Genomic DNA, 12502 nt, shown 5'->3' on the forward strand with positions numbered 1-12502 from the left:
CGACCGGGGGGAACCTAATGGGCTCGCAGAGCACCGCCCGGCTGCCGCGAGACCTTCTCCTAGCCGGCGAGAATGGCGACGCCGGCCAGCACCAGCCCGCCACCGGCGACCCGCGCCAGCAACGGCGCACGCTGCGCCAGCATTTCGGCAAGCACGAGGCCGACGCCGTGCAGCGCGGCCGTCGCCAGCACGAAACCGGCCGCATAGCCGAAGGCGCCTGCGCCATCAGGCAGTTCCGCGCCATGGGCATGGCCGTGGAAGATCGCGAAGATGGCGCAGGCCGCCGCACCTGCCGCCAAGGGCGGGGTGGCCTTGAGGGCGACTGCTAGCCCGAGCACGATGACCGAGACGGCGATGCCGATCTCGACGCCCGGAAGCGCCGCGCCCGACATGCCCCAGAGCCCTGCAACCACCATCATCGCGACGAAGGCGAGCGGATAGACCAGGCGCGCCTTGCCGCCGACGAGCCCGGCCCAGAGACCGACGGCAACCATGGCAAGGACATGGTCGAGACCGAAGAGCGGATGCAGCAGGCCCGCACCGAAGCCATGGACCGCACCCACACCCGTATGCGCCATCGCCGGGCCGGCAAAGGCCGCCGCCGTCAGAACCGCGCCCATCCGCTTCACAACCGTCCGCATCGTCGTCTCCTGTCGCCGTCTGTCACGCCGCCGGCGCGGCACGCAAGCCGCCCGCCATCTCGATGAAATCCACCACCGCATCGACGCCTTCGCCGGCCTTCGTGTTGGTGAAGACGAAGGGGCGCTTGCCGCGCATCGCCTTTGAATCGCGATCCATGACTGCAAGATCCGCGCCGACATGAGGGGCGAGATCGGTCTTGTTGATGACAAGGAGGTCCGAGCGGGTGATGCCTGGGCCGCCCTTGCGCGGGATCTTCTCGCCTGCGGCGACGTCGATCACGTAGATCGTCAGATCGGCCAGTTCGGGCGAAAACGTCGCCGCGAGGTTGTCACCGCCGGATTCGATCAGGATCAGGTCGAGCTTCGGGAATTTGCCACGCATCTCCTCGACCGCTGCGAGGTTGATCGAGCAGTCCTCGCGGATCGCCGTATGGGGGCAGCCGCCGGTCTCGACGCCCATGATGCGCTCCTGCGGCAGCGCACCAGCGACCGTCAGCAGCCGGGCATCCTCTTTGGTGTAGATGTCGTTGGTGATGGCGCAGAGGTCGTAGGTGTCGCGCATGCGCTTGCAGAGCACCTCCATCAGCGCGGTCTTGCCCGAGCCGACGGGGCCGCCGATGCCGACGCGAAGCGGACCATGGGGAGAGCGTGACATCTTGAGAATCCCTTGAGCAGCAGGACAGATTAGCCGGCTGGAGCGGCAGGACAAAGCAGGGAACGGCTGTGCAAGTCGCGCGCCGCGCTCACGACCGGAACAGGCGCGAATACTGCGTCTCATGACGCAGCGAGGCGATATCCGAGCGCAGCGCGCAACCGCCGAGATCGTCCAGTGTCGCCGGCTCGGCCGCGGCGGCGGCGACTTGAACCGCCGGAACCAGCGCCGCGGTGACCTTCTGCCCGTCGGTCTGGCCGACGATGCCGAGCCGGACGGAGGCCGAGACGAGATTGGCGATGAAGGCGAGGCCATAAGCCTCCAGCGACGCAGCCAGCGGCAGGCCGTGACCGGCGCTGGCGGTCGCCACAGCCAGCGGATAGGCGACGTCGCCGTTCCAGATCGTCTTGAGACGATCGATCGCGGCGCAGGGCCAGGCGGCACGCAACGCAGTGATGAAGGCATTGCCCTGTGTCACGGTCTCGAGCCGCCGCTCGGCGGAGTTCGCCAGCGCCAGCGCGAGCTCCGCGATCTCGGCCAGCGCGACATCGTCGTTCGCCTCGACGGCTCGGGCGGCGCACGCGAACAGGATCAGGTCGTTGCGTAGCGAGCCATGGGCGACGAGGGCGTCCAGCCAATCCCGCAATGTCGCGGCATCATGCAGGTCGCCGTTTAGGAAGGCCCATTCGACGCCATGCGAATAGGCGAAGGCGCCGACCGGGAAGGACGGCGACAGCCAGATCATCAGGGGCAGATGGGCCGCCATGCCTATTCGCTCAGTACTGCCGGCACCACTCAATGGTCGTGCGTATGGCCCTTGTGGCCGTGCTCGGCGCCGTGCTTGTGGCCGTGATCGTGATGGCCATGGTCATGCCCGCAGCCGCAGGCGTCGCCATGCGCGTGGGCGTGGCTATGGGCGTGGGCCTCTGCGTGGCCATGGGAATGGCCGTGCTCGCCATGTGCGTGGGCGTGATGATGAGCGTGGGCGTGATCGTGCCCCTGATGGTCATGACCATGATGGTCGTGGCCGTGATGGCCGTGATCGTGGCTGGGATGGTCACAATTGGCGTGGTCGTGGTCGTAGGCGCCACGCTCGGGCTGGAACGGCCGCATCACGGCGTTCATCGCGCAGCCCTGCCCGCGCACCATTTCGGCGAGGACATGGTCGTTCTCGATATAGATCGCGTCGGCGGTGATCTCGGCCGGGGTGTGACGGTTGCCGATATGCCAGGCGACGCGCATCAGCCGCAGCGGATTCTCGGCACGGATCTCGAGCAGGCTCTGCGGCGCGGCCTTGATCAGGACGAGCCGGCCGTCCTCCAGCTTCACGGCGTCGCCGTCGCCGAGCGCCGTCGCCTTGTCGAGATCGAGCAGGATGTCGAGGCCGCCATCGGCCTTGAGCGCGAGGCGGCGGCGGTTGCGGTCGTCATGGTCCAGCGTCAGCGAATCCACGACGCGGTCTTGCCTGACGGCGGCCTTGCGAACGACGGAGATGGCGCGAAGCATGATGAAACGTCCGTGACAGATTAAGGATCAGAGGCGGTCGATCGACCGTGGTTCGACCACTTCGATCACCGGAGGCGCCGCGACGCAAGCCTAAAGCGGCCACGCTCTCACGCGTCAGCTCAAGCCAATGGGCAATGATGTCGGACGGATACGCCCGCGCTGGACAAGAGAGAAACGACATGCAGCCGCTCATGCGCTTATCGAAGCGTCAGGGACGAGAGGGCCTCCAGTCCCCTGTCGCGGACAGACCGGTAGTCGTGTGTGCCGTCGACAGTGACGAACTTCGCATCCCGCCCCCGGGCTCTGAGCGCCTCGACATAGCGCTGCGCGATCAACGGGACTGTATTGTCGTCGTCCCTACCCGTGATCGCGATCACGCGGGTCGTCCTGGCGACGCCTGCGACGCCATCGAGCGGCGACAGGCTGCTGGTCCAATGGGGTTTCCAAGCGCGAATGTCGCAGGGACAGGACGTCAACACCGCGCCATCGATCAGATCCGGGCGGCTGGCCAAGACGTTTGCGAGGATCGCCGAACCGCCCGAGTGCCCCAATGCCAGTACAGCCTTCGCCCCGAACCGGGCCTTCAACTGTGCCATGGCGTCTGCAACGGTCGCAACGACCTGCTTCGTGTAGCAGTCTCGGCGACCACAATCAGACCCTTCGCTCGTGCGATTGTCGCGGTCGAAATAGCCGGGTCTCAGCAGAACCACCGCATGAGCCCCGGGAACGTCTTTGACGAATTTCTGCGCCGAGCTCAGCATGTAGTCGCCATTGCGACCGCTGGACACGTCGCCGTGCAGGAAGACAGCCATCGTGTCGGCCGCGGGCCCAGCCGAAACATAATGCTTGAAAACCAGACCGTTCACACAATCATCCCCGCCGACACAGGCCCATGCGGGGACGGAGAAGACCAACAGGAAGGCGGCCATCGACAGGCTCATCACCATGTTGCGATCGACCCGCAGAAACAGCATCGGAGACCGGCGTTTCAAAACAGGAAGTAGCGCTGCGCCAGCGGCAGTTCCTTCGCCGGTTCGCAGACGAGCAGTTCGCCATCCGCCACCACCGCATAGGTTTCCGGGTCGATCTGGATGTCCGGCGTGGCGTCGTTGTGGATCATGCTCTTCTTGGAGATGCCGCCGCGGGTGTTCTCGACCGCGACCATCTCCTTCTCGGTGCCGAGCCGGTTCTTCAGCCCGTTCGCCATCGCCGCCTGCGAGACGAAGACCAGCGAGGTCGAGGTCACAGCCTTGCCGAAGGCGCCGAACATCGGCCGGTAATGCACCGGCTGCGGCGTCGGGATCGAGGCGTTCGGGTCGCCCATCGGGGCGGCTGCGATCATGCCGCCCTTGATGACGAGGTCGGGCTTGGTGGCGAAGAAGGCCGGCGACCACATCACCAGATCGGCCAGCTTACCGACCTCGATCGAGCCGATATGGCGCGAGATGCCGTGCGAGATCGCCGGGTTGATCGTGTATTTCGCGACATAACGCTTGGCGCGGAAGTTGTCGGCGCCCGTGCCGACATCCTGCGGCAGCGAACCGCGCTGGACCTTCATCTTGTGCGCGGTCTGCCAGGTGCGGGTGATGACCTCGCCGATGCGGCCCATGGCCTGCGAATCCGACGACATCATCGAGAGCGCACCGAGATCATGCAGGATGTCCTCAGCGGCAATGGTCTCCTTGCGGATGCGGCTCTCGGCGAAGGCGAGATCCTCGGGAATCGAGGGCGACAAATGATGGCAGACCATCAGCATGTCGAGATGCTCGTCGAGCGTATTCACCGTGAAGGGCCGGGTCGGGTTCGTCGACGAGGGCAGCACGTTCGGCAGCCCCGCCACCTTCATGATGTCGGGAGCATGGCCACCGCCGGCGCCCTCCGTATGGAAGGCGTGGATGGTGCGGTTCTTGAAGGCCTTGATCGTGTCCTCGACGAAGCCGGACTCGTTCAGCGTGTCGGTGTGGATCATCACCTGCACGTCGTAGTCGTCGGCTACCGAGAGGCAGTTGTCGATCGCCGCCGGGGTCGTACCCCAGTCCTCGTGCAGCTTGAGCGCACAGGCGCCGGCCTCGACCATCTCGACGAGAGCGCCAGGGAGCGCCGCATTGCCCTTGCCGGCGAAGGCGAGGTTCATCGGGAAGGCATCGGCTGCCTTGATCATCTGGCCGAGATGCCAGGGGCCGGGCGTGCAGGTCGTCGCCAGCGTGCCATGGGCCGGGCCGGTGCCACCGCCGAGCATGGTGGTGAGGCCGCTCATCAGCGCGTCCTCGATCTGCTGCGGGCAGATGTAGTGGATATGGCTGTCGAAGCCGCCGGCCGTGATGATCTTGCCCTCGCCGGCGATGACCTCGGTGCCCGGACCGACGATGATCGTCTCGGTGGGGTCGAAATTGCCGAAGCCGCTCTGGATGTCGGGGTTGCCGGCCTTGCCGATGGCACAGATGCGCCCCGCCCTGATGCCGATATCAGCCTTCACGATGCCCCAATGGTCGAGGATCAGCGCGTTGGTGATGACGGTGTCGACCGCGCCCTCGGCATTCGTCACCTGCGACTGGCCCATGCCGTCGCGGATGACCTTGCCGCCACCGAACTTCACCTCCTCGCCATAGGTGGTGAAGTCCTTCTCGACCTTGATGACGAGTTCGGTGTCGCCGAGCCGCACCGTGTCGCCGGTGGTGGGGCCGAACATCGCGGCATAGGCGTTGCGCGGGAAATTGAAGGGCATGGGCCAGGCCTCAGATTCTGGACAAGAGCGAAAATCCGGCGTCCGTTGGAGCGCCCTTATCGAAAGTCGCGGTCTCTATGCATCCGGCGTGCCGATTGACGACCCCGATAAGCGCATCGTTGAAGCCATATCCATGTTCAGACAGTTCGACCGCGCGGACGACGAGTTCCGGCGCCTCGAATACGTAGGCCGAGCTTCGAAGCAGCGTCGTCACGACAGCAGCGATCTCCTGTGGCCTGGCCTTGCCCTTCCGCCGGAGCGTCCATGTAAACTCCGCCAGGACCACGAGATTGATGTAACCGGGCCTGTCGGCCGACAGTGTCGCGATCAGCGCGTTCGCCGACGGCGATTGGACCGGATCATCGCTCAGAACGGCTCGAAGCAGAACGTTTGAATCGAGACCAATCACGCTGCGTGCGGTCGATTGCGGGCCGTCTTGGTCCGGTCGTCGTCTTCGAGGATCTGGTCCATGATGGCATCGTCGTCGCTTTCATAGGCGGGATCGCTCTTGAGATGCGCGAGCATGCCGCAGATCGCGGTGGCCGGCAGGTTCCGCGGCCAGACCCGGACAGTGCCGTCATGCATCCGCGTGAACGCGACAGTGTCGCCGGCTGCAAGCTTCCATTCGCGGCGAAGTTCTGCCGGAATCGTCAGTTGACCCTTCGAGGTCACTTTGGCGATGAAGCTGGACATTTGGCTTCCTCCTTACAACGAATGAAGCTCCTTACTTATCGCACAAAGTAAGGAGTTTCGCCAGTCCCGGCATCGCAGCATTGGACCGCCTCACTTGTGGAAAGCGGAAACCGAACCGGGCGAACACGCCGCGGGCGCTTCGGCTTGCGTCACAATTTCCCCATCACCTCTTGCCGAAACCCGTACACCTCGCGCTTGCCGGCGAGCGCGACCAGCCTGACCTCGCGGGTCTGGCCCGGCTCGAAGCGCACCGCCGTCCCGGCCGGGATATCGAGCCGAAAACCGCGCGCCCTGTCGCGCTCGAAGGAGAGCGCCGGGTTGGCTTCGAAGAAATGGTAGTGCGAACCGATCTGGATCGGCCGGTCGCCAGTGTTCGACACCGTCAAGCTCACGCTTTCGCGGCCCTCGTTCATGACGAGGTCGCCCGGCAGGGTCGTTACCTCGCCGGGCTTCAGCCGGCCGGTCGAGCCGCGGATCGGCTCATGCACCGTGACGAGCTTGGTGCCGTCCGGAAAGGTCGCCTCGACCTGGACGTCGTGGATGAGTTCGGCGATGCCGTCCATGACTTGGTCGGCACTGACGACATGGGCGCCGGCCTGCATGAGGTCGGCGACCGATCGGCCGTCCCGCGCCCCCTCGACGACGAAGTCGGTGATGAGCGCGACGGCTTCGGGATAGTTGAGCTTGACGCCGCGCTCCAGCCTGCGCCGCGCCACCATGGCGGCCATGGCGACGAGCAGCTTGTCCTTTTCGCGCGGCGTCAGATTCATTGCTTGCCCTTCTTCTCATCCCCGGAAGTCTCGTTCTCGGAGACTTCGTCTTCACCGTCCTCGTGCTCGGCGTCCTCGTCTTCCTCGATGCCGAGATCGGCATATTCATAGGCGAAAACGATCTCCCCCGTCGCCGGATCGAAGGCGCTGGAGGTGGATTCCTCGAAAGCCTCGATCAGCATTTCCGCATCGTCGGGACCATCGACCTCGAAGCGGCGGACGGCATCCTCGCCTTCCGCGCTCAAAGCGAGTTCGATGGCCCAGCCCCGCGCGCCGGTGTCGTAGATGCATTTCAAACCGTGGATCGCCAGCATCATGCTCTCCTCAAGTTGACCAGGTGCGCGGCAGCGCACGGCCGGTCAGATGCCCGAGCAGCGTGACGAGCACGCGACGCAGCGCCTGGGCATCGGGAGAGAGCAGGCGGATCACGAGGAGGTCCGAGACGATGCCGGCGCCGAGTTCGACGGCACCGAGGGCGTCCTCTACGGCAAGGGCGCGGACATGCTCCAAACTGCCCTGAAGGTCGCTGCCGGCAGCGATCAGCGTGGCTGTGGCACGAGCGCCGGCGCCGAGCGCCTGCCGCGCCAGCGTATCGGCCACGGCACCTTCGAGCCGCAGATCCTCGGCGAAGATGAGCCTGCCCTCGCGGCGGATGCGCCAGCGGTCGCGCAGCGCGCCGCGCAGCATCGTCTCGCCCATGGCAGTGCGGCCGAAGAAGACGGTTTCGCAGGCGACGAACTGGGCATCGGGGGCCAGATCGACGATCAGGCTGCGAGCGAGCCGCGCCCCCGAGAACAGGATGCTTTCCTGCGGCAGCCAGGCGAGGCTTGCGCCTTCGCCGACCGACAGCGCCGTATCGATGCGCGTATCGGAACCCTGGCTGCGATAGATCTTCTCCGCCGCCTGGGTGGTGACGATCGCGTCGCTGCCGGCCTCCAGCTCGATATTCACGCTCATGGCGTCGCCGCCGGCCATGCCGCCGCCGGTGTTGATCAGCACGGCCTCGCTGGTCGCATCGAAGGTCGTCGGAAAACGGGCGCGGTAGCCGCCGGATTCCGCCACATCCAGGCGATGGGTCTGCCCGCCGACACGCGCGAAGCGCAGCCGCACGCCGCCAGCCGCCCGGACATAGGCCGGCAGAAGCGGATCACTGGCGGCCGGGAGAGGCGGCGCGAACATCGAAGATCCCAAGGCAAGCCGGAAAGGCGAAGAAGGCAAAGACATGGACGAATTCTCTGCAATCTTCCGCGCAGCCGTTTGCCGGGCAAGGGCCTGCGCCCGCTCGCGCGCCTAAATTATGGGCAACTCACGGACTATCCGCGTTCACGCGCGCTCTTCGAGGAAAGCCTCGATCTCAGGGCGACGCGGCGCGCCGGCGCGCCCGCCGAAACGGGTGCATTTGATCGCAGCCGCCGCCGAGGCGAAGCGGATCGCCGCGCGCTCGCCCTGCCCTTCCGCCAAGGCCAGGGCGAAAGCGCCATGCCAGACGTCGCCGGCGCCGAGCGTATCGACGGTCTCGACCACGAAGGCCGGGATATGAGCGACATCGCCGTTCTCGATGAACAGCACGCCCTCCTGGCCGAGCGTCACGGCGAGCCAGGTCGGGCCTTCGCGCGCGACACGGGCGAGGCCCGCACGGGGATCGTCCTCGCCGGAAAGCTCACGCAGCGCCTGGGCGCTGAAGGCGACATGGCTGGCCGTGCCGACGAGATCGGGATGGGGCGGCTTGCGGTCGCCGTCCAGAACACCGGGCACGCCGGCTTGCCGCGCCAGCCGCAGCGCGGCGAGCGCGCCCTCGCCCCAGCGCGTATCGGTGAGCACGGCGCGCGCGCCGTCCGGCAGGGATGTGGGCAGCCAGCCGGTGTCCTCCGGCATCTGCGGATCGGAATAGGAGATGACCATGCGCTCGCCCTGCGCATCGACCAGAATGGCCGAGACCGGCGAGCGCAGGCCGGGAACGCGCCGGGCGAAGCTAGTCTCGACGCCTTCGCTCGCCAGATCGGCGACGATCTGGTCGCCGGTCAGGTCGTCGGCGAGGCGAGTCGCGAGCCAGCAGCGGCCGCCGAGCCGGGCGATCGCGACGGAGGCATTGCCGGCGCAGCCGCCCCCGACCACCGCCAGCCCCTTCGAGCGATACTTCTCACCACGCGTCGGCATGGTCTCGACACTGTAGACATAGTCGAGCGTCGAGATGCCCAGGCAGAAGACGCCGGTCATGGGTCCGATGCCGCTTCGGCCGGTCCGAAGCGCAGACCGTCGATATCGGTGTGAACGAAGTCGTTCCCCTTGTAGGCGAGCTTGAGCCCGGTTGTCCGGGCAGCGGCATAGGCGAAGCAGTCCCCCATGTTGAGACGGGCGGGGTGGCCGGTGAGGTGATGATATCGGGCGGCACAGGCGTGGGCGCTTCTCATGGCCGGTACGCCCAGTTCGACGATCTCACCGTTAACGTCCTCAATGAACTCAGTCACGGCGGCGAGCGCCTCTTCGAACGTCGCTCCCTGCCCGACGAGCCGGCTCGAAGCCTCAAAAATCGCCAGGGCAGACGATCTGACCCGGGGGGATATGCTGATCGCCTCGAGCGCCGCATCTCCCTCCTGCTCCCTGAGCAACACGGCCAGGATGACCGAAGCGTCCAGAAACATCAGGCGTCGCCATATTCGCGGTCGAAGAATTCCTTGTGGGACAGCCCGTCGTCCCTGAGATTGAACTTCGCCAGACGAGCGCGCGCCTTCTCGGCAGCCTCGAAGACGAGCTTTCGCCTCTCGGCACGCCGGTCCAGTTCAAGGCGGACGGCTAGGCCGATCGCGCCTTGGAGCGTCAAACCATCCTGTTCGGCAAGCTCTCGAACGTCGCGGTCGATCTGCGCGTCCCTGACGAGAATTCCCATGATGCGCCCCTCTGATATCAAGCCATGATATCAGGGAGTGATATCAAAGACAATTTAGCACGATCACCACGCGCCGGTGTTCGGCATGCTCAGCCACGGCTCGGCCGGTGGCTTGGGATCGCCCTTCTGGAGGATCTCGATGGAGATGTTGTCGGGCGAACGAACGAACGCCATGTTGCCGTCGCGCGGCGGGCGGTTGATCGTCACGCCGGCCTTCATCAGCTTGTCGCAGGTGGCGTAGATGTCGTCGACCTCATAGGCGAGGTGGCCGAAATTGCGGCCGCCGGTATAGACTTCCGGGTCCCAATTGTAGGTCAGCTCCAGCGTCGGCCGGCCGCGGCTGCCCTGCTCGCGGACAGTCTCGACCTCGTCGGGAGCGGCCAGGAAGACCAGCGTGAAGCGGCCCTTCTCGTTCTCGATCCGGCGCGTCTCGATGAGCCCGAACTTGTTCACGTAGAAATCGAGCGAGGCGTCGAGATCGGTGACGCGCACCATGGTGTGGAGGTATCGCATCTTGGCGTTATCCTGTTGCTAGAATTGCGTTTTTCCGAAGCGAAAAGCACGCAATAAGCACGCAGGCCTTAGGAACGCGCAGCCGCTACGGCTTGAAGGAGCCTATCAATAGCAGCGCATGGCTCGGCCAGATAGTCCGGCGAGTAGGGAGCGTACCGCTCTGTGATGCTGGTACGCCCGCCAGACGAGCATCGAGGTTGAATTTCACGAGGTTCCGACGCGCCGAGGCCGGGCGCCCATCACCATCCGATAGCTATGACACCCTCTCCAACGGGGGTGCTTTTCTCGGTTCAGGCACGAAGTCCCCGAACATCGAGGGGGCCTTCGCAGCGCTCAGGTGCTTTTCAAAGAAAGGCAGATGGCGCTCGTGGTCGGCGTATCCGTACCGCGAAGCCCGCCGGACGACCTGCCGGTTCACTTCCTTCCACGCCTGCCCCGCAACGGCTTCCCTGATGGCGCGCGCGTAATTCGGGTTTTCCGCAGCGATAAAAAGCCGCCTTGGGCCAATCGGCAGAATCCAGTGGCTCTTTTCGTGGCCGAGGAAGGTTCGGATTGTTGGCCGGTCAGAGGTCAGGAAATACCCATGCTCAGGCGGCACGGCCACTGACCAGTGCATGTTCATCAGGCCAACCACCGTGCGCTCATGCTGGATAAGCTCCGGGATGTTCTTCATGGCGAAGTTCTCAACCAGCGTGGCCCCTACGGTGGCGAAGAACTCCTCCGCCGTTGCCGGGTCGGTTGCCTGACGCGCCTTCTCGTAGAGCTCCTGCTCAGCCCCTGAAAACCGCTTGAAATCGCGCGTGTAGACCGCCTTGAACATGCGTATGTCGTCGGGGTGCCGGGCAATCAGCGACATCAGGAACATCACCCAGGATTGCCGGAGCTGGCCCGTCAGCACTTCCCGGTTTTCTTCCATCAGTGTCAGGGCGTCGTTCGCCCTGCTGTCCACCATCCTGAAGAACACTTCCTCCAGTTGATGCTTCTTGTCCGGCGAAAGCCCGACGAAATCGTACAGGCCGTCCTCGTACCCGGTGCCCTTGGTCGGCTTGCTGTGAGGCTTCACTTCCCGGCTGTGCGGGTTCGGCCTGCTGAACTCGACAACCTTCTTATCGACCGTCCAGCGCTTGAGGTAGAACTGAGGGATATAGTGGTTGTGCATGAAGGCAGACTAACAGCGCGCTCGACAATCCGCCTGCGCCCCGCTTGAGTTGCACACTGCAATCGCGCGCAACGCGCCCTGACGAGAGTGCTTCATGCCGCCGAATAAGGAGCCGCGAGAATACCGGACGCTTAAGAAGGGCCAAGGCTGGTTCGGCAGGATTGTAACCCCGATGCGTGCCATTGTGGCAGGCCTGGCTGGGCTTATCGGCGTGCTGGGCTTCAAGGGAAAAGACATCCTCGACCATTTTTTTCCGCCCCGGCCTCAGATCATCATCGACGCAGCGGCCAAAAACGTTCTGTCGGTAACGCTGACAGTGACCAACCACAGCAAGGTTCCTGCCGCGCTCGACAAGAAGCTTCTGTGCCTCGACCAAGACGGGACGCATATTTTCTGGGAGTCGGAAGCGACGACGCTCATCCCCGCGGAGAAAACAATAACGGTGCCGTTCGAGGTTACGAGCGGATTTATCCAGCGAGCCAATGCCGCAATCCCCGGCGCGCGCATCAGGGACTATTTTGCTGGCACAGAATGGCTCAAAGAGCACAGCATGAATGGCAAATACGTATGCTCAATCAGCGTACGAGATTCCAAAGGCGAACTCGATAATGTCCGCTTTGTCGAGAACAAGGCGATGCTCGTTATCGTGACATCGCCTCGACCGGCGCACATAGGGATTGTCTTCATGGATAAGCACTTCGAGGACGACCCTAAGTGAGGCCCAGCCTCTGCTTTACTCGCTGCCAGATGTCATACTGCCTGCCATATCGGGCTTCCCAAACGCGTTTTCCAAGACCGTCATGCAATTCGTCATGGTGCCGGTCACATAGGCCAAACCCGCAATCATGTGGCGCCCGCAGGCCCATGCCGCAGCCGAACTCTAGGTCACATACCCATAAACGGGATTCCCTGCGTGGCGGCGTTCTGATTGATTGATCTCGGCCTTGGAGGTTGAG

At 64.6% G+C, this 12502-nt stretch carries 17 protein-coding genes; 1 reads left to right on the top strand and 16 read right to left on the bottom strand.

The annotated features are described in order from the left end of the window. Window positions 1-59: 59 nt before the first annotated feature. The 16 genes from AC1RMY_RS23805 to AC1RMY_RS23880 form a co-directional block, all read right to left on the bottom strand. A complete protein-coding gene (locus AC1RMY_RS23805; protein WP_492868811.1) occupies window positions 60-641 on the bottom strand; it encodes a HupE/UreJ family protein in 582 nt (193 codons plus the stop codon). A gap of 22 nt (window positions 642-663) precedes the next feature. Continuing rightward, on the bottom strand, window positions 664-1296 hold the full coding sequence (gene ureG, locus AC1RMY_RS23810; RefSeq protein WP_492868813.1) for an urease accessory protein UreG: 633 nt from the start codon (window positions 1294-1296) through the stop codon (window positions 664-666). A gap of 88 nt (window positions 1297-1384) precedes the next feature. Continuing rightward, window positions 1385-2059 (bottom strand): urease accessory protein UreF, encoded by a 675-nt coding sequence (locus AC1RMY_RS23815; RefSeq protein WP_492868815.1) that lies wholly within the window; start codon window positions 2057-2059, stop codon window positions 1385-1387. Window positions 2060-2088: 29 nt separating this feature from the next. Continuing rightward, a complete protein-coding gene (locus AC1RMY_RS23820; RefSeq protein ID WP_492868817.1) occupies window positions 2089-2799 on the bottom strand; it encodes an urease accessory protein UreE in 711 nt (236 codons plus the stop codon). A 197-nt stretch (window positions 2800-2996) separates the two neighbouring features. Then, window positions 2997-3773 (bottom strand): alpha/beta hydrolase, encoded by a 777-nt coding sequence (locus tag AC1RMY_RS23825; RefSeq protein WP_492868819.1) that lies wholly within the window; start codon window positions 3771-3773, stop codon window positions 2997-2999. A gap of 14 nt (window positions 3774-3787) precedes the next feature. Next, on the bottom strand, window positions 3788-5524 hold the full coding sequence (gene ureC / locus AC1RMY_RS23830; RefSeq protein ID WP_492868821.1) for an urease subunit alpha: 1737 nt from the start codon (window positions 5522-5524) through the stop codon (window positions 3788-3790). Between the two features lie 10 nt (window positions 5525-5534). Then, the gene (locus AC1RMY_RS23835) at window positions 5535-5933 is read right to left on the bottom strand and encodes a type II toxin-antitoxin system VapC family toxin (RefSeq protein WP_492868823.1); all 399 of its coding nucleotides are present in this window, start codon (window positions 5931-5933) and stop codon (window positions 5535-5537) included. Continuing rightward, entirely contained in the window at window positions 5930-6217 is a 288-nt protein-coding gene (locus AC1RMY_RS23840; RefSeq protein WP_492868825.1) for an AbrB/MazE/SpoVT family DNA-binding domain-containing protein, read from the bottom strand. Before AC1RMY_RS23840 ends, AC1RMY_RS23835 begins: the two co-directional genes overlap by 4 nt. 149 nt (window positions 6218-6366) lie before the next feature. Next, window positions 6367-6987 (bottom strand): urease subunit gamma, encoded by a 621-nt coding sequence (locus tag AC1RMY_RS23845; protein ID WP_492868827.1) that lies wholly within the window; start codon window positions 6985-6987, stop codon window positions 6367-6369. Next, window positions 6984-7304: a hypothetical protein gene (locus AC1RMY_RS23850; protein WP_492868829.1), complete on the bottom strand. Its 321-nt coding sequence runs from the start codon at window positions 7302-7304 to the stop codon at window positions 6984-6986. Before AC1RMY_RS23850 ends, AC1RMY_RS23845 begins: the two co-directional genes overlap by 4 nt. Before the next feature lie 7 nt (window positions 7305-7311). Next, window positions 7312-8166, bottom strand: coding sequence for an urease accessory protein UreD (locus AC1RMY_RS23855; RefSeq protein ID WP_492868830.1), 855 nt, complete (start codon window positions 8164-8166; stop codon window positions 7312-7314). A gap of 144 nt (window positions 8167-8310) precedes the next feature. Further along, the gene (locus AC1RMY_RS23860; RefSeq protein ID WP_492868832.1) at window positions 8311-9204 is read right to left on the bottom strand and encodes a PfkB family carbohydrate kinase; all 894 of its coding nucleotides are present in this window, start codon (window positions 9202-9204) and stop codon (window positions 8311-8313) included. Beyond that, window positions 9201-9629: a type II toxin-antitoxin system VapC family toxin gene (locus tag AC1RMY_RS23865; RefSeq protein ID WP_492868833.1), complete on the bottom strand. Its 429-nt coding sequence runs from the start codon at window positions 9627-9629 to the stop codon at window positions 9201-9203. Before AC1RMY_RS23865 ends, AC1RMY_RS23860 begins: the two co-directional genes overlap by 4 nt. After that, the gene (locus AC1RMY_RS23870; protein ID WP_492868835.1) at window positions 9629-9874 is read right to left on the bottom strand and encodes a type II toxin-antitoxin system VapB family antitoxin; all 246 of its coding nucleotides are present in this window, start codon (window positions 9872-9874) and stop codon (window positions 9629-9631) included. Before AC1RMY_RS23870 ends, AC1RMY_RS23865 begins: the two co-directional genes overlap by 1 nt. Before the next feature lie 63 nt (window positions 9875-9937). After that, entirely contained in the window at window positions 9938-10387 is a 450-nt protein-coding gene (locus tag AC1RMY_RS23875) for a VOC family protein (protein ID WP_492868837.1), read from the bottom strand. A gap of 253 nt (window positions 10388-10640) precedes the next feature. Continuing rightward, entirely contained in the window at window positions 10641-11546 is a 906-nt protein-coding gene (locus tag AC1RMY_RS23880) for a DUF4238 domain-containing protein (RefSeq protein ID WP_492868838.1), read from the bottom strand. 94 nt (window positions 11547-11640) lie between these two features. Here AC1RMY_RS23880 and AC1RMY_RS23885 point away from each other — a divergent pair, with 94 nt between their 5' ends. Then, window positions 11641-12264, top strand: coding sequence for a hypothetical protein (locus AC1RMY_RS23885; RefSeq protein ID WP_492868840.1), 624 nt, complete (start codon window positions 11641-11643; stop codon window positions 12262-12264). Window positions 12265-12502: the final 238 nt, after the last annotated feature.

This window comes from Allobosea sp. GW822-FHT03F07, from assembly GCF_058801345.1.